Below are 24,111 nucleotides of genomic sequence, written 5' to 3' on the forward strand. Positions count from 1 at the left end.
AGAACCCTGCCCGCGCGCGGGCAGATCAGGCCAGCAGCCGCGCCCCGTCCTGGCCCGTGACACGGACCTCCAGGATCGCCCCCTCCGGCTGGTCCGCCGCGAAGCCGACCTCGGCGAAGCCTTCCGTCCGCCCGACCCGCGCGCCCTCGGTCAGCACCCGGTGGACCCGCCCCACCTGCCCCGCCAGATGCGCGCCCAGAACCCGGTCGCCCAGAGCCCGCAGCCGCGCCGCCCGCTCCTTGATCTCCGGCCCCCGGACCTGCGGCATCCGGGCGGCGGGCGTCCCCTTGCGGGGCGAGAAGGGGAAGACATGCAGGAAGGTCAGCCCGCAGTCCCGAACCAGATCGAGGCTCCGCTGGAACATCGCCTCCGTCTCGGTCGGGAAGCCCGCGATGATGTCCGCCCCGAAGACCATCTCCGGCCGCAGGGCACGGACCTCCTGACAAAACCGGATCGCGTCGTCCCGAAGGTGCCGCCGCTTCATCCGTTTCAGGATCAGGTCGTCTCCCGCCTGCAGCGACAGGTGCAGGTGCGGCATGAGGCGTGGTTCCGTCGCGATCGCCTCGATCAGCACCGGATCGGCCTCGATGGAATCGATCGAGGAAATCCGCAGCCGGGGCACCGCGGTCAGCTTCAATATCCGCCGCACCAGATCGCCCAGCTTCGGCTCCCCCGGCAGGTCGGCGCCCCAGGAGGTCAGGTCCACCCCGGTCAGCACCACCTCGTTGAAGCCCCGGTCCACCAGCCGGTTGATCTGCTCCACCACCACCCCCGCCGGGACCGAGCGCGAATTGCCCCGGCCATAGGGGATGATGCAGAAGGTGCAGCGATGGTCGCAGCCGTTCTGGACCTGCACATAGGCCCGGTGCCGCCCGAAGCCGTCGATCAGGTGCCCGGCGGTTTCCCGCACCGACATGATGTCGTCGACCTGCACCCGCTCGGTCTCGCCGATCAGGTCCGGCGCCGCGATGCCGCGCCAGGTCTCGGCCTGCATCTTCTCGTGGTTGCCCACCACGCGGGCCACCTCGGGCATGGCCGCAAAGGTCTCGGGCTCCGTCTGCGCCGCGCAGCCGGTGACGATGATCGCCGCGCCGGGGTTTTCCCGCGACAGCCGCCGGATCTCCTGCTTGGCCTTGCGCACCGCCTCGCCGGTCACCGCGCAGGTGTTGACGATCACCGCCTGCGACAGCCCCGCCGCCGCCGCCAGCTCCTTCATCGCCTCGGTCTCATAGGCGTTGAGACGGCAGCCCAGCGTCGCGAAGACCGGGGGCTTCTGCGGCGCGTTCATCGGTGGGCCGCCAGATAATCAGCTGGCAGGACGCCGTCGAAGACCCGCGCCACCGGCCCCGTCAGCCAGACGCCGTCGTCGCGCCAGTCCACCTCCAGCCTGCCGCCATCGGCCTCCAGCATCACCCGCCGTCCGGTCAGCCCGCGCAGATGCGCCGCCACCGCCGTGGCGCAGGCGCCAGAGCCGCAGGCGAGCGTGATGCCCGCCCCCCGCTCCCAGACCCGCATCCTCAGATGGTCGGGCGCGATCAGCGAGGTAAACTCCACATTGGTCCGCTGCGGAAACAGGGGATCATGCTCGACCCGCGGGCCGAGGGTCGCCAGATCCACCGCTTCGGCATCCGGGACGAAGAACACGCAATGCGGGTTGCCCATCCCCACGGCCACCGGATCGTCCGGCACCGGCAGGTGCAGCGTGTCAACCTCCCACGCCAGCGGAATCTCGCGCCAGTCGCGCTGCGGCGGCCCCATGTTCACCGCAACCCGGCCATCCGCCAGCCGCTCGGCCCGAAGGCCGCCCCGCGCCGTCACCAGCGAGACCCTTTCGGCCCCCAGCCCCTGCATCACATAGTCCGACACGCAGCGGGTGGCATTGCCGCAAGCCCCCGCCTGCGACCCGTCGCTGTTCCAGAACGCCAGCCGGAAATCAGCGCCCTCGGCATCGGTGATCTCGGCCAGTTGGTCGAAGCCCACCCCCCGGTTCCGGTCGCCCAGCGCCCGCGCGAGGCCAGCCGTCATCACCGCCCCGCGCCCGCGCGAGTCGATCACCACGAAATCATTGCCCGCGCCGTGCATTTTCATGAACGGAAGGCCGGTCCTGGCCTGCGTATCCATCATGCCCGGGCATATACGCCTGGCAGCCAAGATTCGCCAGAGCCGGACGATTTTGCCCTTGACCCCCGTCCCCGCCTTGCCTAATCAGCCGCCTCGTGGGGCCGGTAGCTCAGTTGGTAGAGCAGCTGACTTTTAATCAGCGGGTCACAGGTTCGAATCCTGTCCGGCTCACCACCTACGCCAGAAGGCCCGGTCCGTAAGGTCCGGGCCTTCTGCGTTTCAGATCATCTTGATCGTGTCCTTGCCCACCGCCAGCATGTAGCCGCGCCGCGCGATGGTCTTGACCAGAAGCTCGCTGACCAGTTGGTTGCCCAGCGCGTCGCGCAGGCGTTTCACCCGGGTCGCGCCGGCGGCTTCGTCGCAGTCGGCCTCGTTCCGGCCCGAGATCACCGCCTCGATCTGCGCGCCGGTCAGGACCTCGTCGTCCATCCGCGCCTCGGCGAGGACGGACAGGGTCTCCAGCGCCGCCTCGGTCAACTGGAACTCCAGGTCGTTGATGTAGACCGCCCGCGCCTCGCGGCTGATCATCAGGCTGGCGACCTGGATGCCCGAGCGCTGGATCGCGGAAATCCGGCGGTTCAGCGCGATGATCATCACCAGGAAGACCAGCGCCGCGACCAGAAGCGCGGTGGAGAACAGGAGCAGCACGAAGATGACCGAGCGATAGCTGGTCAGCACCGAGGAGAAGGCCGTCCCGGACTGCGCAAGGATTTCCAGAAGCTTGATCTCGGCCCCGGTGTTCAGGTTGTTGTTCTCGACGAACAGCCGCTCGACCCGCGCGTTGAAGGCGTTGGCGTCGGGCAGGTTCAGGAACAGAAACAGCGCCGCGGCCAGAAGGATCAGGACGATGGCGGCGATTCCAAAGGCGACGACGCGGTTGCCCGCCTTGAGGCTTTCAGTAACGGAGGAAGAATTCTCCGGCACTCGCTTTCCTTTCTTCAAGACCCTCGGGCCCGAATGTGGACAGAACGGTCAGAAGCGTCCAGCCATCGGACCGGAGCCTCGGCGCCAATTCGCCCTCGGCCGCGCCGGGGCTGCAGTTGGCGTCCGAGACCCGCGCGACACCGTAGTGCAGTTGCAACGGTTCGTCACGCTTGGCCTTGTAGTCCGCGTAGCACTCTGCCGCTGCCGGTCCGGCAAGGGCCAGCGCAAGGGCGGCGAGTGTGATCAGTCGTTTCATTTTTCCTGGCTCCGAAAGGAGGCTGCCCGAGTTCCGACGGAGAATGCGCGGGGCCGCGTTGATATTCAATATCACGTGAAAAATCGGCGCGATGTTATCGGATAGCAAGTCGGGTTTGCCGGAGCGTTATGGCCTAGCAGGGAGGCGATATTGCTTACGCCGGGATCGGAGGGCGACGGTTGCGCATCGGGTCCGGCCTGCCACCGGCAGCGGACCGTCCAATCAGAAGACCCGCAGCAGGAGGTCCCCATGTCCGTCGCGTTCAGAAGCAAGTCCTACCGCATCGCCGGCCACGGAATCGGCGAGACGACCCTCTCCGGTCGCCGTGTCGCGGCCATGATCACCGGCGGCGCGGCAGCGCTGGCCCTGGTGCTGGCGACGGCGATCCCGGCCCGGGCCGAGAAGAACGACCTGACCAAGGCGCTGATCGCGGCGCTGGTGGTGGGCGCCATCGCGCATGAGCTGAAGGACAAGGACAAGCCCGCCCCTGTGCCGCTGCCCCTGCCCGAGCCCGAGCCGGTGACGTCGAAACGGGTGCCTGCGGTCTGCGCGATCTCCATCGATGGGGCAGAGCGGTCGGTGACGCTCTACCCGGAAAGCTGCCTGCGCGAAGAAGGCTTCAATTACCGCCTGCCGCGCAACTGCGCGAATAGCGCGACGATCTTCGGCGAACGCGACCGGGTCTATTCCTCCCAGTGCCTGCGCGACGCCGGGTTCCGGGTCACGGGACGCTGACACCTGGCCGCCGAGGCGGCGTTGAACGAAGCCGGGCAGCCCTAGCCCCGCTTCTGTCTGGGGGCGGGAGGGTGAGCAGCTCCCGTCCCCTTTTTCTGCGCCCCCTTTTTCCGTGCGGCGTTCCGCGCTACTGCGGGCGGATGGACGCGATCATCCCCGACTTCAGCCATGAGACGGCGGCCCGCACGCGCGGTGCGCTCTGGGTCGTGGGGGTGGACGAGGTGGGCCGTGGCCCGCTGGCCGGGCCGGTGACGGCCTGCGCGGCGCGGCTCGACCCCGACCGCATCCCGCAGGGCCTGCGCGATTCCAAGATGCTGACCGCGGCGCGGCGGGAAGAATTGTATCTGGAGATCGTCGCGGTGGCGGAGGTCTCGGTCGCCCATGCCAGCGTCGAGGAGATCGACAGCCTGAACATCCTGCGCGCCAGCCACTTGGCGATGGAGCGGGCGGTGGCGGGCCTGAAGGCGGATCACGCGCTGATCGACGGCAACATGATCCCCCGCGGCCTGGGCTGCGCCGCGACGGCGATCATCGGTGGCGACGCGCGGTGTCTATCCATCGCGGCGGCCTCGATCGTGGCCAAGGTGACGCGCGACCGGATCATGGTGGATTTGGCGCAACAGCACCCCGGCTACGGCTGGGAAGCCAATGCGGGCTATCCCACAAGGGCGCATCTGAACGCGCTGCAAATCCTAGGCGTGACCCCTTGGCATAGGCGTTCGTTCAAACCCGTCCACAACATGTTGTATCAAGAGGTTTCTGTAAGTTCTTGATTCAAAAAAGAATTTGACGGCGAATCGCCGCTGACTCATGATTCCCGGCAAGATCGGCACAAAAAGATGCCGGGGGCAGAGGCAGAGAATGACCACTAGGAATACCACGGCGGAAGGGGCACTTCCGCTGAACCAGATCCTTGCGGGCGATTGCGTGGAGGTGATGAATTCCCTCCCGGCCGGGTCCGTCGACCTGATCTTCGCCGACCCGCCCTACAACCTGCAACTGCGCGGCGACCTGCACCGGCCCGACAATTCCAAGGTCGATGCCGTGGACGACCACTGGGACCAGTTCGTAAGCTTCGCCGCTTATGACGGGTTCACGAAGGACTGGCTGGCGGCGGCGAAACGGCTCTTGAAGCCGAACGGGGCGATATGGGTGATCGGCTCCTATCACAACGTGTTCCGGCTGGGGGCAGAGCTGCAGAACCAGGGCTTCTGGCTGCTGAACGACGTGGTCTGGCGGAAGTCGAACCCGATGCCGAACTTCAAGGGCAAGCGGCTCACCAACGCGCATGAGACGCTGATCTGGGCGTCGCGGGACGAGGCGGCGAAATACACCTTCAACTACGAGGCGCTGAAGGCCCTGAACGACGGGGTGCAGATGCGGTCGGACTGGGTGATCCCGCTTTGCACCGGGCATGAGCGGCTGAAGGACGAGAACGGCGACAAGGCGCATCCGACGCAGAAGCCGGAGGCGCTGCTGCACCGGGTGATCGTGGCGACGACGAACCCCGGCGATGTTGTGCTGGACCCGTTCTTCGGGACCGGGACGACCGGGGCGGTGGCGAAGATGCTGGGCCGCGACTTCATCGGGATCGAGCGCGAGGCTGCCTATCGCAAGGCCGCCGCCGAGCGGATCGCCCGGGTGCGGCGCTTCGATGCCTCGGCGCTGGAGGTCACGGGGTCGAAGCGGGCAGAGCCGCGGGTTCCGTTCGGGCAGGTGGTCGAGCGCGGGATGCTGCGGCCGGGAGAGGAGCTGTTCTCGCTGGGCAACCGCTTCACGGCCAAGGTCCGCGCCGACGGCACGCTGGTCGGCAACGAGGTGAAAGGGTCGATCCACCAGGTCGGCGCGGCCTATGAGAAGGCCCCGTCCTGCAACGGCTGGACCTACTGGCACTTCAAGCGCGACGGCAAGCTGATCCCGATCGACATATTACGGCAGCAGATCCGGGCTGAGATGGAGGCCGACGGCAGCCGCGCGCACTGACATTCAGGAACACGCCTGTCCTCCGGACCGCCTGGGGGACACCTCTACCCCGCCGAGATGTCTCGGCGGGGTTTTTTCCTTGGTCACGCCGGGCAGGTTCAGGCGGCCAGCTCTGCCGCCCCCACCGCATAGAGGCCCCGTGCTCCCTCGCGGGCCTGGGCCAGCAGGGCCGCATGTTCGGGGAGAAGTCGCCGGATCATCACCCTCGCCAGCGCCTCCCGGGCCGGATCGGCCTGCATCGCCCTGAGATGGGCATGGCCCCCCAAGACCAGCGCGAAGGCCCGCAGGTAGGGCACCGCCCCGGCGAAGCGGTCGTTCAGGGGCATCGCGACCAGCGATTCCGTGCATTCCCGCAGCGCCTCGGCCGCCGCCCAGACCTCGCCTGCGAGATCGGGATGATCCTCCCGCGCCGCCTCGGCCCCGCGCTGGACCTCGTCGATCAACCGGAACGCCGCCTCGCCGCCGTCGGCCAGCTTGCGGCCCACCAGATCCATCGCCTGGATGCCGTTCGTCCCCTCGTAGATCGGCAGGATACGGGCATCGCGCAGGTACTGCGCTGCTCCGGTTTCCTCGATGAACCCCATGCCGCCGTGGATCTGTACCCCCTGATGCGCCACCTCGCAGGCCGTGTCGGTCCCGTAGGCCTTGGCGATGGGGGTCAGAAGCGCCGCGCGGGCCTGCCAGTCCGGGCTGCCGGTGGCGGTGGCCATGTCGATGGCAACGGCACAACTCAGCGCGATGGCGCGGGCGGCGAAGACCTCGGCCCGCATGGCGGCCAGCATCCGGCGGACATCGGCATGGTCGATGATCGTTCCAGCCCCTTCCACTGGCGTCGCCCCCTGCTTCCGGTCCAGCGCATAGGCCAGCGCGTGCTGCAGCGCGGCCTCGGCCACGCCCACCCCCTGTGCGGCGACCGAGAGACGGGCGTTGTTCATCATCGTGAACATCGCCGCCATGCCCTTGTGCGGTGCCCCCACCAGCCAGCCCGTCGCGCCGTCGAACTCCATCACGCAGGTCGGGCTGCCATGGATCCCCAGCTTGTGCTCCAGACTGACGACACGCAGGCTGTTGCGGTCGCCCAGCCGACCCTCGGCGTCGGGGATGAACTTCGGCACCATGAAGAGGCTGATCCCCTTCGTCCCCTCGGCCCCGTCGGGCAGCCGCGCCAGGACCAGATGGCAGATGTTCGGGGTCAGGTCGCTGTCGCCCCAGGTGATGAAGATCTTCTGCCCGCTGATCGCATAGGTCCCGTCGCCGTTCGGCACCGCTTTCGTCCGCAGCGCCCCCACGTCCGAGCCCGCCTGCGGCTCGGTCAGGTTCATCGTGCCCGACCATTCGCCCGAGGTCAGCTTCGGCAGGTACAGCGCCTTCAGCGCGTCGCTGGCATGGTGCTCCAGCGCCTCGATCTGGCCCTTGGAGAGAAGCGGTTTCAACTGGAGCGCAAGGCAGGCCCCCGACATCATGTCGTCGACGCCCAGCGCCAGCGAGATCGGCAGGCCCATCCCGCCATGCACCGGGCTGGCGGCCATCCCGACCCAGCCGCCCTCGGCGATCGCGCGGTAGCCCTCGGCGAAACCGGGGGAAGAGACGACGGCGCCGTTCTCCAGCCGTGCGGGGTTGCGGTCGGCGGTCTTGTTCAGCGGCGCGAGGATGTCGGTCGAGAGGCGCCCCGCCTCGGTCAGGATCGCCTCGGCCAGGTCGGGCGTGGCCTCGGCGAAACGGGGGGTGGCGGCGACCTCGGCGAAGCCCACGACGTGGTCGAGGATGAAGCGGATGTCCTTGACCGGGGCGTGGTAGGGCATGGGTCTCTCCTCAACTCGGCTTGGCAATACGCGGAGGCTGGCTTATGCACCACCCCGGCAAAGGCTTATGCCAAACGCCCCGACCATCAAGCTGGACGCTACGTCAAATCCGATGACCCGCACGCTTGCCCCTGACGAGGCCGGACTTGCCGAGGCCGCGCGCCTGCTGGCGGTAAGCGAACTGGTGGCTTTTCCGACCGAGACGGTCTACGGCCTCGGCGGCGATGCGCGGTCGGATCGCGCTGTGGCGAGGATCTATGAGGCGAAGGGGCGGCCCAGTTTCAACCCGCTGATCGTCCACCTGCCCGATCTGGCAGCGGTGGAAAGGATCGCGCTGGTGGGCCCCAAGGCGCGGGCCCTGGCGGCAGCGTTCTGGCCCGGTCCGCTGACGCTGGTCCTGCCCTTGCGCGCGGGCGCGGGGGTTTCGCCTCTGGTGACGGCGGGGCTGGAGACGGTGGCCGTCCGCATCCCGGCGCATCCGCTGGCGCAGCGGCTGCTCATGGCCTTCGGCGGCCCGCTGGCGGCGCCTTCGGCCAATCCCTCGGGCCGGGTGTCGCCGACCCGCGCCGGGCATGTGCTGGAAGGGCTTACAGGCCGGATCGCGGCTGTGCTGGACGGCGGTCCCTGCGCCGTGGGGCTGGAGTCGACCATCCTGCTCGCCGATCCCGAGCCGGTGCTTCTCCGGCCCGGCGGGGTTCCGGTCGAGGCGGTGGAGGCGCTGCTGGGCGAGACCGTTGCGACGGGAGGCGATGCGGGCAAGCCGACCTCTCCCGGACAACTCGCGTCGCATTACGCGCCCGAGGCGGCGGTGCGGCTGGAGGCGACGGAGGCGCGGGAGGGAGAGCTTCTGGTCGGGTTCGGGGCGGTGAAGGGTCGGCTCACCCTTTCGGCAAACGGCGATCTGGTCGAGGCGGCAGCACGGCTGTTCGACACCCTGCGCGAGGCGGACCGACTGGCGGGACCCGACGGACGGATCGCCTTTGCGCCGGTGCCGGAGACCGGCCTCGGCCGCGCGATCAACGACCGGTTGCGCCGGGCGGCCGCGCCGCGCGGTTGATCGGCGCCACATGCCAAGGCTGTTGGCTTCCTGCCGCTCCGGCCCGGATTGTGGCTTTTCTGTGAAAATTCCCCGTTCTGCGCCGCGTCAACCTGTGCGATAGTCTCGGCGGGCAGCTACGCCTGAGCAATCAGAACACCTGCCATTCAAGGCAGGACAACCAAGGGAACCGTGGAATGCTTAACGAATTCAAGGCCTTCATCGCGAAGGGCAATGTCCTGGATCTCGCCGTTGGTATCATCATCGGCGCGGCCTTCACCGCCATCGTCACCTCGCTTGTGGACGACCTGATCAACCCGCTGATCGGCCTGATCGTCGGCGGCGTGGACTTCAGCGGCCTGAGCTTCGGCCTGGGCGACGCGCGATTCATGTATGGCAACTTCATCACGGCAGTCATCAAGTTCCTGATCGTGGCCTGGGTGGTCTTCCTGATCGTCAAGGGGGTCAACCGGATGATGCCGAAGAAGGAAGAGGCGCCCGCCGCGCCGGCCGGCCCGTCGGACAATGACCTGCTGAAGGAAATCCTGATCGAGCTGCGCAAGAAGTAAGCGGCCTGATGCCAATGCGAACGGCCCGCGAGAAACACTCGCGGGCCGTTTTCGTTTCGCCCGGGGTCAGAGCTTCAGCGCATCCGCCGCCGAAATCACCGGCAGGTTCAGCGCCTGGCCGACCGCCGCATAGGTCAGCTTGCCCGCATGGACGTTGAGCCCGTTCAGCAGGTGCCGGTCGTCGGCGCAGGCCTGCTTCCAGCCCTTGTTCGCCAAGGCCAGCATGAAGGGCATCGTCGCGTTGCCAAGGGCTTGCGTCGAGGTGCGGGCCACCGCGCCGGGCATGTTGGCGACGCAGTAATGCATGACCCCGTCGACCTCGTAGATCGGGTCCTGATGGGTGGTGGCGTGGCTGGTCTCGAAGCAGCCGCCCTGGTCGATGGCGACGTCGACAAGGACCGAGCCGGGCTTCATCGTCTTCAGCTGCGCCTTCGTGACCAGCTTGGGCGCCGCCGCACCGGGGATCAGCACCGCGCCCACCACCATGTCGGCGGTCCGGATCAGCTCGGCCAGCGCACCGGCGCTGGAATATTGCGTGACCAGCTTGCCGTGGAAGATGTCGTCCAGATAGCTCAGCCGCGGGACCGACCGGTCAAGGACCGTGACCCGCGCGCCCATGCCCACGGCAACCCGTGCCGCCGCCGTACCGACCACGCCGCCGCCGACGATCACCACATTGGCCGGCGCCACTCCGGGCACGCCGCCCAGCAGCACCCCCGATCCGCCATTGGCCTTCTGCAGCGTCCAGGCGCCGACCTGCGGCGCCAGCCGCCCCGCCACCTCGGACATCGGCGCCAGCAGGGGCAACCCGCCACGAGCATCGGTCACCGTCTCATAGGCGATGCAGGTGGCACCCGAGGCGACGAGGTCCTTCGTCTGCTCGGGGTCGGGGGCGAGGTGCAGATAGGTGAACAGCACCTGTCCGGGCCGCAGGCGCTTGCGCTCCACCGCCTGGGGCTCCTTGACCTTGACGATCATGTCGGCCTTCGCGAAGACCTCTTCCGCCGTGTCGACGATCCTGGCCCCGGCGGCGACATAGTCGGCATCCGCGAAGCCTGCGCCAAGCCCGGCCTTGGTCTCGATGATCACCTCATGACCGTTGGTGACGGCTTCGCGTGCGGCGTCCGGGGTCATCCCCACGCGGAATTCCTGGGGCTTGATTTCTTTCGGGCATCCAATTTTCATGTATCTCTCCCTCGGGCGCTGCGGCCCCTGTGGGTCCAATCCTGATCCGATTTGTTGAAGATGCTTTGAATTCTGGTTGGCCGGAGAGGTATCCTTGCGTAGATTTCCCGGTGAAATCCCCGCTTGATCGAAGAATATTCCATGGCCCTTGACCTTGACGCCACCGACCGCCGCATCCTGACCGTCTTGCAGAAGAACGGGCGGATCACCAATGCCGAACTGAGCGAGGCGGTGAACCTGTCTCCGTCCGCCTGCCACCGCCGGGTGCAGCGGCTGGAGGAAGAGGGGTTCATCGCGGGCTATGTCGCGCTGCTGGATGCGCGGCGGATGGGGCGGATGACCACAGTCTTCGTCGAGATCACCCTGCAAAGCCAGGCGGAAGACCTGCTGGACGCGTTCGAACGCGAGGTGGCCAAGGTGCCGGACCTGCTGGAATGTCACCTGATGGCAGGGACGGCGGACTATCTCCTGAAGCTGATGGCCGAGGATACCGAAGACTTCGCCCGCATCCACCGCCAGTTCCTGTCGCGCCTACCGGGCGTGCGGCAGATGCAGTCGAGCTTCGCGCTGCGGACGGTGGTGAAGACGACGGCGCTGGCCGTCTAAGCAGCCTGCAGGTAGCCGAGCACGGCGCGGCGCGTGCGGTCGGTCAGCGCGGCGCGGTCAGCCTCATGCGCTTCGCTGGCGGCGTCGATCATGCCACGGAGGATGGCGAGCACGTCCTGCGCGGTGGTTTCCGGGCGGGAGATCTTCAGCTCGTCCAGGCGGGCGGCGATCAGCACGGTGATGCGGGCGGAAAACTCGGCTGCCTCGGGGTCGGGCGGCAGCTGGCTGCGCGCCAGGTTCAGTGTCCGCGACAGCGAGGGTCGCGCGAGATAATGCGCGACGGTCGCTTCGATCAGCTCGTCGACCAGAAGGGTCAGGTTGGAGGCTGCATCCGAAGACACGATCCGTTCTACCGCCTCCAGCAGATTGGCGCGCTCGGCCCGGATCAGCGCAGCCAGCAGCGCGGCCTTGCCGGGAAAGTACTGGTAAAGCGATCCGATCGACACCCCGGCCCGCGCCGCGACGGCATTCGTGGTCAGCGCGTCTAGGCCGCGGCCCGAGCAGAGGTCGGCGGCGGCGGCGAGAATCCCGTCGACCTTGGCGCGGGACCGGTCCTGGCGGGGATGTTTGCGAAGCTCGATCATGCATCAGGGATAGGCCCGCACTACGGGCCGGAAAACTGTAAAATGCGGCAAGAATTGGAAATAGATTGTTGATGCCCGCCCAAGTTGCACCACAGGCCCGCCACAATGCCGCCACACAATCTGACGTTGCGGCGGGCGGGGCGCAGGGGGCAATGAAAAACCCCCGGCCTCGCGGACGGGGGTTGATCGGGCGGGAATCGCTTCCCCAGTGTCGCTGACGTCTTAGAGACCGCCTTCGCGCTGAAGCTTCTTCCGGGCGAGTTTCCTTGCCCGACGGACGGCTTCGGCCTGTTCGCGTGCTTTCTTGACCGAGGGCTTCTCGAAATGCTGCTTGAGCTTCATTTCCCGAAACACCCCTTCGCGCTGAAGTTTCTTCTTCAGGGCACGGAGAGCCTGTTCGACGTTGTTGTCGCGGACGCTGACCTGCATGTGGTTGTCACCACCTTCCTAAGCTAGAGTTGCACTATGATGTGCAGGCTGGCGGCCTATAACAAAGGCAGGCTGGATTGTCTACCGGGAGGAACGCGCGATGGTCGAGGACGGGATGAAGGCTCAGGTGCTGGCAGCGGCGCTGCCCCATGTGCCCTTCGACGGCTGGTCCGAGCGCACGCTGACCGCCGCGGTTGCCGATGCCGGGGTGCCCGCGGCGCTGGCCCGGTCGCTGTTCCCGCGCGGCGGGGTGGATCTGGCGCTGGCCTACCACGCAGAGGGCGATGCCGGGATGGCGGCGCGGCTGGCGCGGATGGACCTGACCGCCCTGCGCTTCCGCGACCGGATCGCGCTGGCGGTCAGGACGCGGCTGGACCTGGCCGACCGCGAACTGGTCCGGCGGGGGACGACCCTCTTCTCGCTGCCCCACCACGCCGCCGATGGCGCCCGGGCGATCTGGGGCACGGCGGATGCGATCTGGACGGCCCTGGGCGACACGTCGCGCGACCTGAACTGGTACACCAAGCGGGCGACGCTGTCGGGCGTCTACGGGGCGACGGTGCTGTACTGGCTGGGCGACGAGTCGCCCGACCATCAGGCGACCTGGGATTTCCTCGACCGCCGGATCGACCAGGTCACGCAGTTCGAGAAACTGAAGGCGAGTTTCCGGGAAAATCCGCTGGGCAAGGCCTGGATGTCGGGCCCCGGCAAGATTCTGGAAAGCATTCGTGCACCAAGACTGCGCGATGACCTTCCGGGCCGCCACCGCGACTGAGATGAGCGAGACAGAGAGATGACCCTTTCCCACAGCATGCTGGCAATCGAAATCTCGGCCCCCGGCGGCCCGGATGTGCTGAAGCCGACCTCGGTTCCGGTTCCGGTTCCCGGCCATGGCCAGATCATCATCCGGGTGGCCTATGCCGGAGTGAATCGCCCCGATGCGCTGCAGCGCGCCGGGGCCTATGCGCCGCCGCCCTCGGCCTCGCCCCTGCCGGGACTGGAATGTTCGGGTACAGTGGTCGAGGTGGGGCCGGGCGTCACCCGCTGGCAGATCGGCGATCAGGTCTGCGCCCTGCTGCCGGGCGGAGGCTATGCGGAATATGTCGTGACGCAGGAAGCCCATGCCCTGCCCATCCCCAGGGGCATGTCACTGAAGGAGGCCGCCTGCCTGCCCGAGACCTGTTTTACCGTCTGGTCCAACGTGGTGATGCGCGGCGGGTTGAAGGGCGGCGAGCGGTTCCTGGTGCATGGCGGCACCAGCGGCATCGGCACCACCGCGATCCAGATCGCCAAGGCGTTTGGCGCGCGCGTCTTCGCCACGGCGGGGTCGGACGAGAAATGCGCCGTCTGCCGCGAGTTGGGGGCCGAGGCCGCCTTCAACTACACCAGCAGCGATTTCGTCGCCGAGATGAAGGCCGTGGGCGGGGCGAACCTGATCCTCGACATGGTCGGCGGTCCCTATATCGAGCGGAACCTCAAGGCGCTGGCCGATGGCGGGCGGCTGGTGCAGATCGCCTTCCTGCAAGGCGCCAAGGTCACGCTGAACCTCGCCGAGGTGATGACGCGGCGGCTGGTGCTGACGGGTTCCACCCTGCGCCCGCAGTCCGACCTCGCCAAGGCGCGGATCGCCAGGGCGGTGGAAGAAAACGTCTGGCCGATGGTCGAGCGTGGCGCCTTCCGCGTGGTGATGGACAGCGAACATGCGCTGCACGACGCTCCGGCGGCGCATTGGCGCATCGAATCCGGCGGGCATGTGGGGAAGATCGTCCTCAAGGTGAACCCGTAGGGATTTCCCTACCTTTGGCGGGTTGCGGGCTGTTTGACGGTTTCTTCACGCGCATCGCCGGTTAACGTAGGGTAAACCGAGGTCAGGCGGGATCGGAGTTTCGATCCAGGACTTGGCCGCAAGCGGAACCCCAGCCGCACCCGGCACCGGCGATTTGAAAAAGCACTTTACCCCTGACTTCCCCTCAGCAGTTGCTTTTCTTCGGTCCGGTCCCGCCCCCTACCCCTTACCGAACAGGTTCCAGAACCGCGTCCTTCAGCCGGCAATCGCGGATCGCGTCGCTGCCGCAGCGCCGGAACGCCAGCCCGGGGGTCAGGCAGATGCGCGCCTCCTGGATCAGCCCGTCCGCGCAGGTGATGGTGATCTGGTCGCGGGCAAGGCCGGGGTTCGCCTCCAGGAAGGCATCCTCGATCACGCTGGCAGGCAGCGTCAGCGGGCGCGAGACCTCGGCGAAGATATCGGGCACCTTCACCCGCCCGTAGGCCTTGCGCGCCGTGCGATAATAGTCCGGCGCCGACAGGCCCGAGCAGCGGCCATGCTTCTTCCATTGGTAGAAGGCCGGGCCCGCGCCGCCCATCACATCGGCCATGGCAGCGGTCTCGGCCCGGGTCGGGTCCCGCTCTCCCGTGCGACAGAACGACGGCCAGCCCCTTTCGTGCTGCGGCCAGAGCCCGTGCAGCACGAAGGTCAGCCCGCGCCCGGCGTCGCATTGCGGATCGTTCCGGGAATCACCCTCCAGCGCGCACCAGGCGGCGGACCAGGACAGCGACAGGACGTAGTAATCGAAATCGCCCGCCCGCTCGCCCTCGGCCCTGGCCGCGCCCGCCCAGCACAAAGCTGCGATAGCCAACAGAAACAGGCGCATTTCCGCTTCCCCTTCGTGCAATTCGGCCCTATATGGGCGCGTGAATTCCCTGAAAACGTGGAACTCGCGGGCAAGGGCCCGCCGCCGTTTTCCCGGCCCGGGGAAGCTTTGTAAAGGAGAGATCCGATGTCGAAACCGCTTATGGCCAAGGCCACTGCCGTCTGGCTGGTGGACAACACGACGCTGAGCTTTGCCCAGATCGCCGATTTCTGCGGGATGCACGAGCTGGAAGTGCAAGGCATCGCCGATGGCGACGTGGCCACCGGGGTCAAGGGGTTCGACCCGGTCGCCAACAACCAGCTCGACCCGATCGAGATCGACCGCGCCCAGGCCGATCCGCTGTACCGGATGAAGCTCAAGTTCAACGCCGCCGCCGTGGGCGAGGAAAAGCGTCGCGGGCCGCGCTATACGCCCCTCTCCAAGCGGCAGGACCGCCCGGCCGCGATCCTGTGGCTGGTGAAGTTCCACCCGGAGCTCAGCGACGGGGCCATCGGCAAGCTGGTCGGCACCACGAAGCCGACGATCCAGTCGATCCGCGAGCGCACGCACTGGAACATCTCGGGCATCCAGCCGATCGACCCGGTGGCGCTGGGGCTTTGCAAGCAGTCCGAGCTTGACGCCGCCGTGCAGGCCGCCGCCCGCAAGAAGGCCGCCGAGGGCACGGTGATGTCGGACGACGAGCGCCGGAAACTGGTGTCGACCGAACAGTCGCTGGGCATGGCGCCGGACGCGCGGATGCCCTCGGGCCTGTCGGGGCTGGAAGTCTTCGGCGACGAGGAGAAGGACGAAAGCCCGGCCTCGGATTTCTCGGATGCCGACAGCTTCTTCAACCTGCCCGCCGGCAGCCACGACGACGACGAGGACGAGGATCACCGTCGCTGAGAGTATTGAAGCCCGGTCGTCTCGGCGACCGGGCCTGAGCATTAGCCCCCCGATCCGGATCGAGTTCCAACTGCCGGGTGTGGTGCACCTCGGGGGCTGGACGATAGAGTTCACGCGCAGGGCGCGCTTCCCGCCTGCCGACATCCCATCAACAGTTCTGTGGACTTACCTCCCCTGCGCGGCACCATATTCCTTGGCCCGCCGCATCCCGGCCCCATCCGGATGGCGCGGGCAGAAAGGTCAGTAGGGTGCTCTCCCGCGGCCGGGGCGGGTCGGGCGAAGTTTCTCGCCATCCTCGGGCGGCGGTCGCTGGTTTCGGGTGACGACCACGAACAGGATGACGATCAGCACAAGATTGAGGAGCGGAAGCAATTCGTACATGATGCCCTCCTCCTTCGTGGCTACATCTTGAGATTGAATGCACGAGGGGAGAGTGTCAACCTTGGGATGTCTCCGAGACCTCGGCCCGGCAGCACGGAAGACGGGTGTCTTCTTGGCCTCTTTGATCCACGCGTCGACGTGGCTGCCGTCGCCTCAATCGGCTGCTGCTTGCAGGTCAGCATCCCATTCGTCGGCTTTACGTTGAACAGTCGGCGCCTGAGGATCGGGTCGATCTTAATCTAGGGAAGCTTGCCCCCCGTGCCTTGCAGGTAGGGGTCCATGAAGCGCCTGCACCTTCTGCTGTCATCGGCTGGCGGCTTGGGCCACGCACAATCACGCCCAGTCTGTCTCATTTCGGTGATCCGGAAGCTGGACAGCGGATTGCCTGGCAATCGACAGTCCCCCGATAAGCATCTCGTAAAACTGAATACTTATCGGGGATTGGTGCCCAGAAGAGGACTCGAACCTCCACGCCTTGCAGCGCTGGTACCTGAAACCAGTGCGTCTACCAATTCCGCCATCTGGGCACTGATGGGCGATGTAACGGTGGCCTCTGGCAGAGTCAACGGCCCCTGCGGGAAATTTCTTGGCGGCGCTTTGGCCTTGCCCGGGCGGGGCGGCGCCGCTATTGATCGGCCCAGTTTCCGGTGCCTTTCCGGTGCCCGCGAGGAGTGCGCGCATGAGCAAGCTTGTCACCATTTTCGGCGGCTCGGGCTTTGTCGGCCGCTACATCGCCCGGCGCATGGCCAAGGAAGGCTGGCGGGTTCGGGTGGCCTGCCGCCGCCCGAACGAGGCCCTGTTCGTCAAGCCCTACGGCGTGCCGGGCCAGGTGGAACCGCTGGCCTGCAACATCCGCGATGACGACTCGGTTCGGGCGATGATCCATGGCGCGGATGCGGTGGTGAACTGCGTCGGCGTGCTGAACGGGATCGGCGCCAACACCTTCGACGCCGTGCAGGCGGAAGGCGCTGGCCGGATCGCGCGGCTGGCGGCGGCGGCAGGGGTGGAGACGCTGGTGCATGTCTCGGCCATCGGCGCAGATGCGGGCTCGGACAGCGACTATGCGCGGTCCAAGGGCGAGGGCGAGGCTGCGGTCTTGACCGCCTTCCCGACGGCGGTGATCCTGCGGCCCTCGGTGATCTTCGGGACCGAGGACCGCTTCTTCAACCGCTTCGCGGCGATGAGCCGGATGGGGCCGATCCTCCCCGTCGTGGGGGCCGGGACGAGGTTTCAGCCGGTCTATGTGGATGACGTGGCGCAGGCGGCGGTGAAGGCTGTCCTGGGCCAGGCGGCACCGGGGATCTATGAGCTTGGCGGGCCCGAGGTTGACAACTTCCGCGGGCTGATGGGCCGGATGCTGCATGTCGTGCAGCGGCGCCGGGCGGTGGTGAACATCCCGTTCTTCCTGGCCCGGATCATGGGCTTCGGCTTCGACATGGTGCAGGCGGTGACGCTGGGCCTGATCGAGAACAGGATGCTCAGCCGCGACCAGGTGAAGAACCTGCGGCGCGACAATGTGGTGGCGCCGGGCGCGCGGGGTTTTTCCGACCTTGGCATCACCCCCACGGCGATGGAAGCGGTGCTGCCGGAATACCTGTGGTGCTATCGCCCCTCCGGCCAGTATGCGGCAATCAAGGATTCGGCCAAGAACCTGCGGAAAGCCTGAGGTTTGGACAGCACGCTTACCGCTGCGCTGCTTGGGCTGCTGGAAGGTCTGACCGAGTTCCTGCCGGTATCCTCGACCGGGCATCTGCTGTTGGCGGGGCATTTCCTGGGCTTCGAGAGCGAGGGGAAGACCTTCGAGGTGGTGATCCAGCTGGGGGCGATCCTGGCCCTGTTCACCGTCTATGCCGGTATCCTGACGCGGCTGGTGCTGCGCGCGCGGTATGAGGATGCGGCGCGGCGGGCGCTGGTCTCGCTGTTTCTGGCGTTTCTTCCGGCGGTGGTGGTGGGGCTTCTGGCGCATGGCTTCGTCAAGGAGGTCCTGTTCGAGACGCCCATGCTGATCGCGGTCATGCTGATCCTGGGCGGCGTGGTGCTGCTGGTCATCGACCGGATCGCCCCGCCCCCGGTGCACCGCGACGCGATGGCCCTGCCCTTCCGCAAGTCGCTGGCCATCGGCCTCTGCCAGTGCCTGGCGATGGTGCCGGGGGTCAGCCGGTCCGGGGCGACCATCGTCGGCGCGCTGCTGATGGGGGTGGAGAAGCGCGCGGCGGCGGAGTTTTCCTTCCTGCTGTCCTTGCCGACCATGGGCGCGGCGGTGGCCTATGATCTCTTCAAGAACCGGCATGTGCTGAACTTCGGGGATATCTGGCAGATCGCCGTGGGCTTCGCGGTGGCTTTCGTGACGGCGGTGCTGGTGGTGCGCTGGGTGCTGCGTTTCATCTCTCGCAACGGATACGGCCTGTTCGGCTGGTGGCGAATCATCGTCGGCTCGGCCGCCCTGGTGGCGCTTTTGCTGGGGTTCTAGCGATTTAGGGAAATCATACTGACCTACTCTGAGAGATAAATGGCAGCTTTCCTGTCTCATCTGCAGAAAAACCGACAATTAGGTAAACTATACTGACTTTTATTGTCAGACGGTTCCCTGTACCAAGGCGCACCCGGAAGACCTTGCCAGGAACGCAGCCGATGGCCACGCAGAAGATGCTGAAATTCGTCACCGTCGGGCGCGAGATGCCCGAGAAGCGGGATGCATCCTCGCGCGCGCAGGATTTCCACGAGATTTACCGCGAGTTCGCCGACCGCAAGGCCGCCGAGCAGGCCAGCCGCTGTTCCCAGTGCGGCGTGCCCTATTGCCAGTCGCATTGCCCCTTGCACAACAACATCCCCGACTGGCTGAAGCTGACCGCCGAGGGGCGCCTGCAAGAAGCCTACGACCTCAGCCAGGCCACCAACACCTTCCCGGAGATCTGCGGCCGCATCTGTCCGCAGGACCGGCTGTGCGAAGGCAACTGTGTCATCGAGCAGTCGGGCCACGGCACCGTCACCATCGGCAGCGTCGAGAAATACATCACCGATACCGCCTGGGAGGAAGGCTGGGTCAAGCCGATCCGGCCCCATATGGAGCGGTCGGAGTCGGTGGGCATCATCGGCGCGGGCCCGGGCGGCCTTGCTGCGGCGGACCTGCTGCGGCGGCAGGGGGTGCAGGTCACGGTCTATGACCGCTACGACCGCGCCGGCGGGCTGATGACCTATGGCATCCCCGGCTTCAAGCTGGAGAAGGACGTGGTGGAGCGCCGCAACGTCCAGCTGGCCGAGGGCGGGGTCGATTTCGTGCTGAACTGCAACGTCGGCGAGGACATCACCTTCGACGCGATCCGGGGCCAGCATGATGCGGTGCTGATCGCGACTGGCGTCTACAAGGCGCGCGACATCGAGGCGCCGGGCGTTGGTGCGAAGGGCGTCGTGAAGGCGCTCGACTATCTGACGGTGTCGAACCGCAAGGGCTTTGGCGACGAGGTGGCCGAATATGACTCGGGCGAGTTGAACGCCAGCGGCAAGCGGGTGGTGGTGATTGGCGGCGGCGACACGGCGATGGACTGCGTGCGCACAGCGATCCGGCAGGGCGCGCTGTCGGTGAAGTGCCTGTATCGCCGCGACCGGGCGAACATGCCGGGATCGCAGCGCGAGGTGCAGAACGCCGAGGAGGAAGGCGTTGAATTCGTGTGGCTTTCCGCCCCGAAAGGCTTCACCGGCGGGGTGGAGGTCGAGGGCGTGATGGTGCAGAAGATGCGCCTCGGCGCGCCGGATGCCTCGGGCCGCCAATCGCCGGAAGTGATCGAGGGCGCCGATTATGTGGAACCCGCCGATCTGGTGGTGCAGGCCCTGGGCTTCGAGCCCGAGGACCTGCCGGGCCTCTGGGGCGTGCCCGAGTTGAAGGTGACGCGCTGGGGCACGGTGAAGGCCGATTTCCGCACCCATGAAACCAGCCTGCCCGGCGTCTATGCCGCGGGCGACATCGTGCGGGGCGCCTCGCTGGTGGTCTGGGCGATCCGCGACGGACGCGAGGCGGCCGAGGCGATCCTGGGCTATCTGGCCCAGACCGGGGCGGTGGCGGCGGAATAGTCTGGCTCCGGTATGGATCGCGTATGGCTTCCATCCATACGCGTGCCGGACGCAGGAAAATTTAAACGTCAGGATATGTGACCTGATCAGGGTGAAACGGCGATGCGGAAGTTTGTGATCCTTGCCTGTCTAATGTCTCCGGCCGCCCCCGCCCTTGCCGGCACATGGACCGCGCCCGAGGGTTGCGAGGTGTTCCTGACCGTGCAGTCCAAGGGCTGCCGGGTGTCGCACTACTACCGCTGCGAGGCGGACCGGCCGGGGGACCAGTGGCGGGTGGACCTCGATCAGGAAGGGCCGTTCTTCTATTCCAAGATCGACAGCGAGGGGCAGTGGGTCGAGAGCTACGATCCGGTGAGGCAGACCCTCGACCCCAACCCGACGGACCCCGCCAGCTACAGCGAGTTGATCGCGGAAGGCATGGACACCTGGAGCTTCGGCCTGTCGAAGGACGATGGCACCGGCAGCCGGGCGGAGGGGTATGACCGACTGACCGGGCAAAGCGTCGTGATCGACGGGGTCACCCTGCAACAGACCGAAGTCGACTTCACCGAATACGACCTGTCGGGCAATGTCCTGCGCCGGTCGAAGGGGAATGAATATGTGAACCCCGACTGGCGGCTGTTCTTCGCCGGGCCGGGCGAGACCGATCTGGGCGATGGCCAGTGGCTGCCGATCGACGGCTCGCCCCTGCAGTTCGTGTTTCCGGGCGAGCAGGGGTTCCTCTCCAGCCAGCCGCTGTTCGACTGCGATGCGCTGACGGCGGAAGCCGCCTATCCCCTGAACATCCTGCCCGCCAGCTTCAAGGAGTGAGCCATGACCAAGTATGACGACGCCTGGGTGAAGGCCGAAGAAACAAAGCGCGCCTGGCTGGATGCGAACGGGCTTTACAAGGCCGAGGATGAGCATTCCTCCTGCGGGGTGGGGCTGGTGGTGTCCGTCTCGGGCAAGCCCAGCCGCAAGGTGGTGGAGAACGGCATCAATGCGCTGAAGGCGGTCTGGCACCGGGGCGCGGTGGATGCCGATGGCAAGACCGGTGACGGGGCGGGGATCCATGTGCAGATCCCCGTCAAATTCTTCTACGACCAGGTGCGGCGCACGGGGCACGAGCCGGACGGCCACAAGCTGATTGCCGTGGGCCAGGTCTTCCTGCCGCGCACCGATTTCGGCGCGCAGGAGCGCTGCCGGACCATCGTGGAGACCGAGGTCCTGCGGATGGGCCATTACATCTATGGCTGGCGGCATGTGCCGGTGGATGTCTCGGTCCTGGGGGAAAAGGCCAATGCGACCCGGCCCGAGATCGAGCAGATCCTGATCCGCTGCGAAAAGGACGTGGACCAGGAGCAGTTCGAGCGCGAGCTGTACATCATCCGCCGCCGGATCGAGAAGGCGGCGACGGCGGCGGGCATCCAGGGGATGTACCTGTGCTCGCTCTCGTGCCGGTCGATCATCTACAAGGGGATGATGCTGGCCGAGCAGGTGGCGACCTTCTACCCGGACCTGATGGACGAAAGGTTCGAATCCGCCTTCGCAATCTATCACCAGCGCTATTCCACCAACACCTTCCCGCAATGGTGGCTGGCGCAGCCGTTCCGCATGCTGGCGCACAACGGCGAGATCAACACGCTGAAGGGCAACGTCAACTGGATGCGGAGCCACGAGATCCGCATGTCGTCCGAGGCTTTCGGCGCGGCGGCGGAAGACATCAAGCCGATCATCCCCTCGGGCACGTCCGACAGCGGCGCGTTGGACGCGGTGTTCGAGGCGCTGGTGCGGTCGGGCCGTAGCGCGCCGATGGCGAAGACCATGCTGGTGCCGGAAGCCTGGTCGAAGCAGACGATCAACATGCCCAAGGCCTGGGCCGACATGTATTCCTACTGCAACTCGGTCATCGAGCCCTGGGACGGCCCGGCGGCTTTGGCGATGACCGACGGCCGCTGGGTCTGTGGCGGGCTCGACCGCAACGGTCTGCGCCCGATGCGCTATGTCATCACCGGCGACGGGATGCTGATCGCGGGGTCGGAAGCGGGGATGGTGCCGGTGGACGAAAGCACCGTGCGCGAGAAAGGGGCGCTGGGGCCGGGGCAGATGATCGCGGTCGATATGGCGGAGGGCAAGCTCTACCACGACACAGAGATGAAGAACAAACTGGCGGCAGCACAGCCCTATGGCCAGTGGATCGAGAAGGTCATCGACCTGAACAGCCTCTTGCGCGACATTCCCGAGACCCAGACCTTCACCGGGGGCGAGCTGCGCAAGCGGCAGATCGCGGCAGGGTTCACGGTCGAGGAGCTGGAGCAGGTCCTGGCGCCAATGGCGGAGGACGGCAAGGAGATGGTCGCCAGCATGGGCGACGACACGCCGCCGGCGGTGCTGTCTGCGGTCTACCGGCCGCTGTCGCATTACTTCCGGCAGAATTTCAGCCAGGTGACGAACCCGCCCATCGACAGCTTGCGCGAGGGGCGTGTCATGTCCCTGAAGACCCGCTTCGGCAACCTGCGCAACGTGCTGGACGAGAACAATAGCCAGACCGAGATCCTGGTGCTGGAAAGCCCCTTCATCGCCAATCGCGAGTTCGAGGTGATGGTAGAGCGCTTTGGCGATCAGGTGGCGTTCATCGACTGCACCTTCCCCGTGGGCGAGGGGCTGGACGACCTGCGGCAGGGGCTGGAGCGCATCCGGGCCGAGGCCGAGGATGCGGTACGCTCGGGCGCAGGGCAACTGGTGCTGACGGACGAGCATCAGGGCGTGGACAAGGTGGGGATGCCGATGATCCTTGCCACCAGCGCCGTGCACAGCTGGCTGACACGCAAGGGGCTGCGGACCTTCTGCTCGATCAACGTGCGGTCGGCGGAATGCATCGACCCGCATTACTTCGCGGTGCTGATCGGGTCGGGCGCGACGACGGTGAACCCCTATCTCGCGCAGGATTCCATCGCCGACCGGATCGACCGCGGGCTTTTGGACGGCTCGCTGACCGATGCTATGCGGCGCTATCGCGATGCCATCGACGCGGGGCTTCTCAAGATCATGTCGAAGATGGGGATTTCGGTGATCTCCTCCTATCGCGGCGGTCTCAACTTTGAAGCCGTGGGCCTGTCCCGCGCCATGGTGGCGGAATATTTCCCGGGGATGCAGTCGCGCATCTCGGGCATCGGGCTGACCGGCGTGGAGCAGAAGCTGGAAGAGGTCCACAAGCGCGGCTGGCTGGGTGGCGCGGATGTGCTGCCCATCGGCGGCTTCTACAAGGCGCGGCGGTCGGGCGAGAAACACGCCTGGGAAGCGCAGACGATGCACATGCTGCAATCGGCCTGCGACCGGGCGAGCTATGACGTCTGGAAGCAGTATTCCGCAGCGATGCGGGCGAACCCGCCGATCCATCTGCGCGACCTTCTGGACATCAAGGCGCTGGGCAAGCCGGTGCCGATCGAGGAGGTGGAATCGATCACCTCGATCCGCAAGCGGTTCGTGACGCCGGGCATGTCGCTGGGCGCGCTGTCGCCCGAGGCGCACAAGACGCTGAACGTGGCGATGAACCGGATCGGGGCGAAGTCCGACAGCGGCGAAGGCGGCGAGGACCCTGCGCATTTCCTGCCGGAACCGAACGGGGACAACCCCTCGGCCAAGATCAAGCAGGTCGCGTCTGGCCGCTTCGGCGTGACGGCGGAATACCTGAACGCCTGCGAGGAGCTGGAGATCAAGGTCGCGCAGGGGGCCAAGCCCGGCGAGGGCGGGCAGCTGCCGGGGATGAAGGTCACGGCGCTGATCGCGCGGCTGCGCCATTCGACGCCGGGGGTGACGCTGATCTCGCCCCCGCCGCACCACGACATCTATTCCATCGAGGATCTGGCGCAGCTGATCTATGACCTGAAGCAGATCAACCCGCGCGCCAAGGTGACGGT

The 24,111-nt window shown here is 66.7% G+C and carries 24 protein-coding genes and 2 tRNA genes; 15 read left to right on the forward strand and 11 right to left on the reverse strand.

Annotated elements, in window-relative coordinates:
- Positions 1-25 precede the first annotated feature (25 nt).
- Both mtaB and dapF read right to left on the reverse strand, forming a co-directional pair.
- Positions 26-1,288, reverse strand: a complete 1,263-nt coding sequence (gene mtaB / locus V7Q39_RS05145) for a tRNA (N(6)-L-threonylcarbamoyladenosine(37)-C(2))-methylthiotransferase MtaB (RefSeq protein ID WP_333815498.1) — start codon at positions 1,286-1,288, stop codon at positions 26-28.
- The gene (dapF, locus tag V7Q39_RS05150) at positions 1,285-2,124 is read right to left on the reverse strand and encodes a diaminopimelate epimerase (protein ID WP_333815499.1); all 840 of its coding nucleotides are present in this window, start codon (positions 2,122-2,124) and stop codon (positions 1,285-1,287) included. The genes mtaB and dapF overlap by 4 nt, the downstream gene beginning before the upstream one ends.
- A gap of 95 nt (positions 2,125-2,219) precedes the next feature.
- Between dapF and V7Q39_RS05155 the strand changes: the two genes are divergently transcribed.
- Positions 2,220-2,295, forward strand: a tRNA-Lys gene (locus tag V7Q39_RS05155).
- 45 nt (positions 2,296-2,340) lie between these two features.
- Here the strand turns inward: V7Q39_RS05155 and V7Q39_RS05160 are convergent.
- Both V7Q39_RS05160 and V7Q39_RS05165 read right to left on the reverse strand, forming a co-directional pair.
- Positions 2,341-3,045 carry a winged helix-turn-helix domain-containing protein gene (locus tag V7Q39_RS05160; RefSeq protein WP_333815500.1) on the reverse strand — a complete coding sequence of 235 codons (705 nt, stop codon included), beginning with the start codon at positions 3,043-3,045 and terminating at the stop codon, positions 2,341-2,343.
- A complete protein-coding gene (locus V7Q39_RS05165; RefSeq protein WP_333815501.1) occupies positions 3,017-3,301 on the reverse strand; it encodes a hypothetical protein in 285 nt (94 codons plus the stop codon). Before V7Q39_RS05165 ends, V7Q39_RS05160 begins: the two co-directional genes overlap by 29 nt.
- Before the next feature lie 249 nt (positions 3,302-3,550).
- On the opposite strand from V7Q39_RS05165, the gene V7Q39_RS05170 reads away from it, so the two are divergent.
- The 3 genes from V7Q39_RS05170 (at position 3,551) to V7Q39_RS05180 (ending at position 6,019) form a co-directional block, all read left to right on the forward strand.
- Positions 3,551-4,036, forward strand: a complete 486-nt coding sequence (locus tag V7Q39_RS05170; protein WP_333815502.1) for a hypothetical protein — start codon at positions 3,551-3,553, stop codon at positions 4,034-4,036.
- 140 nt (positions 4,037-4,176) lie between these two features.
- Complete coding sequence (locus V7Q39_RS05175; RefSeq protein ID WP_333815503.1) at positions 4,177-4,809, forward strand: ribonuclease HII; 633 nt, start codon at positions 4,177-4,179, stop codon at positions 4,807-4,809.
- An 88-nt stretch (positions 4,810-4,897) separates the two neighbouring features.
- Positions 4,898-6,019 carry a site-specific DNA-methyltransferase gene (locus V7Q39_RS05180; RefSeq protein WP_333815504.1) on the forward strand — a complete coding sequence of 374 codons (1,122 nt, stop codon included), beginning with the start codon at positions 4,898-4,900 and terminating at the stop codon, positions 6,017-6,019.
- Positions 6,020-6,117: 98 nt separating this feature from the next.
- Here V7Q39_RS05180 and V7Q39_RS05185 read toward each other — a convergent pair whose 3' ends face one another.
- A complete protein-coding gene (locus tag V7Q39_RS05185) occupies positions 6,118-7,821 on the reverse strand; it encodes an acyl-CoA dehydrogenase (protein WP_333815505.1) in 1,704 nt (567 codons plus the stop codon).
- Positions 7,822-7,933: 112 nt separating this feature from the next.
- Between V7Q39_RS05185 and V7Q39_RS05190 the strand changes: the two genes are divergently transcribed.
- Both V7Q39_RS05190 and mscL read left to right on the forward strand, forming a co-directional pair.
- The gene (locus tag V7Q39_RS05190; protein ID WP_333815506.1) at positions 7,934-8,878 is read left to right on the forward strand and encodes an L-threonylcarbamoyladenylate synthase; all 945 of its coding nucleotides are present in this window, start codon (positions 7,934-7,936) and stop codon (positions 8,876-8,878) included.
- Positions 8,879-9,054: 176 nt separating this feature from the next.
- Positions 9,055-9,426 (forward strand): large conductance mechanosensitive channel protein MscL, encoded by a 372-nt coding sequence (mscL, locus tag V7Q39_RS05195; RefSeq protein ID WP_333815507.1) that lies wholly within the window; start codon positions 9,055-9,057, stop codon positions 9,424-9,426.
- A gap of 66 nt (positions 9,427-9,492) precedes the next feature.
- Here mscL and ald read toward each other — a convergent pair whose 3' ends face one another.
- Complete coding sequence (ald, locus tag V7Q39_RS05200) at positions 9,493-10,611, reverse strand: alanine dehydrogenase (RefSeq protein WP_333815508.1); 1,119 nt, start codon at positions 10,609-10,611, stop codon at positions 9,493-9,495.
- Between the two features lie 141 nt (positions 10,612-10,752).
- Between ald and V7Q39_RS05205 the strand changes: the two genes are divergently transcribed.
- A complete protein-coding gene (locus V7Q39_RS05205) occupies positions 10,753-11,217 on the forward strand; it encodes an Lrp/AsnC family transcriptional regulator (protein ID WP_333815509.1) in 465 nt (154 codons plus the stop codon).
- On the opposite strand, the gene V7Q39_RS05210 is transcribed toward V7Q39_RS05205, so the two are convergent.
- Both V7Q39_RS05210 and rpsU read right to left on the reverse strand, forming a co-directional pair.
- On the reverse strand, positions 11,214-11,801 hold the full coding sequence (locus V7Q39_RS05210) for a TetR/AcrR family transcriptional regulator (RefSeq protein WP_333815510.1): 588 nt from the start codon (positions 11,799-11,801) through the stop codon (positions 11,214-11,216). The genes V7Q39_RS05205 and V7Q39_RS05210 overlap by 4 nt on opposite strands.
- A 222-nt stretch (positions 11,802-12,023) precedes the next feature.
- Entirely contained in the window at positions 12,024-12,230 is a 207-nt protein-coding gene (gene rpsU / locus V7Q39_RS05215; protein ID WP_008027119.1) for a 30S ribosomal protein S21, read from the reverse strand.
- A gap of 100 nt (positions 12,231-12,330) precedes the next feature.
- On the opposite strand from rpsU, the gene V7Q39_RS05220 reads away from it, so the two are divergent.
- Positions 12,331-13,005 carry a COQ9 family protein gene (locus V7Q39_RS05220; RefSeq protein ID WP_333815511.1) on the forward strand — a complete coding sequence of 225 codons (675 nt, stop codon included), beginning with the start codon at positions 12,331-12,333 and terminating at the stop codon, positions 13,003-13,005.
- Between the two features lie 18 nt (positions 13,006-13,023).
- On the forward strand, positions 13,024-14,016 hold the full coding sequence (locus V7Q39_RS05225; RefSeq protein WP_333815512.1) for an NAD(P)H-quinone oxidoreductase: 993 nt from the start codon (positions 13,024-13,026) through the stop codon (positions 14,014-14,016).
- A gap of 226 nt (positions 14,017-14,242) precedes the next feature.
- Here V7Q39_RS05225 and V7Q39_RS05230 read toward each other — a convergent pair whose 3' ends face one another.
- On the reverse strand, positions 14,243-14,881 hold the full coding sequence (locus V7Q39_RS05230) for a ribonuclease T2 (RefSeq protein ID WP_333815513.1): 639 nt from the start codon (positions 14,879-14,881) through the stop codon (positions 14,243-14,245).
- Between the two features lie 126 nt (positions 14,882-15,007).
- On the opposite strand from V7Q39_RS05230, the gene V7Q39_RS05235 reads away from it, so the two are divergent.
- Positions 15,008-15,763 (forward strand): DUF1013 domain-containing protein, encoded by a 756-nt coding sequence (locus tag V7Q39_RS05235; RefSeq protein WP_333815514.1) that lies wholly within the window; start codon positions 15,008-15,010, stop codon positions 15,761-15,763.
- Positions 15,764-16,003: 240 nt separating this feature from the next.
- On the opposite strand, the gene V7Q39_RS05240 is transcribed toward V7Q39_RS05235, so the two are convergent.
- Positions 16,004-16,144 carry a hypothetical protein gene (locus V7Q39_RS05240; RefSeq protein WP_333815515.1) on the reverse strand — a complete coding sequence of 47 codons (141 nt, stop codon included), beginning with the start codon at positions 16,142-16,144 and terminating at the stop codon, positions 16,004-16,006.
- Between the two features lie 442 nt (positions 16,145-16,586).
- Positions 16,587-16,671 (reverse strand) — tRNA-Leu (locus V7Q39_RS05245).
- Positions 16,672-16,823: 152 nt separating this feature from the next.
- Between V7Q39_RS05245 and V7Q39_RS05250 the strand changes: the two genes are divergently transcribed.
- The 5 genes from V7Q39_RS05250 to gltB all read left to right on the forward strand — a co-directional run.
- Entirely contained in the window at positions 16,824-17,810 is a 987-nt protein-coding gene (locus tag V7Q39_RS05250) for a complex I NDUFA9 subunit family protein (protein WP_333815516.1), read from the forward strand.
- Between the two features lie 3 nt (positions 17,811-17,813).
- On the forward strand, positions 17,814-18,614 hold the full coding sequence (locus V7Q39_RS05255; protein ID WP_333815517.1) for an undecaprenyl-diphosphate phosphatase: 801 nt from the start codon (positions 17,814-17,816) through the stop codon (positions 18,612-18,614).
- Between the two features lie 161 nt (positions 18,615-18,775).
- Positions 18,776-20,212 carry an NAD(P)-dependent oxidoreductase gene (locus tag V7Q39_RS05260; protein ID WP_333815518.1) on the forward strand — a complete coding sequence of 479 codons (1,437 nt, stop codon included), beginning with the start codon at positions 18,776-18,778 and terminating at the stop codon, positions 20,210-20,212.
- Between the two features lie 102 nt (positions 20,213-20,314).
- Positions 20,315-21,022 carry a hypothetical protein gene (locus V7Q39_RS05265; RefSeq protein ID WP_333815519.1) on the forward strand — a complete coding sequence of 236 codons (708 nt, stop codon included), beginning with the start codon at positions 20,315-20,317 and terminating at the stop codon, positions 21,020-21,022.
- Positions 21,023-21,025: 3 nt separating this feature from the next.
- On the forward strand, positions 21,026-24,111 hold a 3,086-nt coding region (gene gltB / locus V7Q39_RS05270; RefSeq protein WP_333815520.1), incomplete at its 3' end, for a glutamate synthase large subunit.

Source organism: Tabrizicola sp., from assembly GCF_036781545.1.
Lineage (GTDB): Bacteria > Pseudomonadota > Alphaproteobacteria > Rhodobacterales > Rhodobacteraceae > Tabrizicola.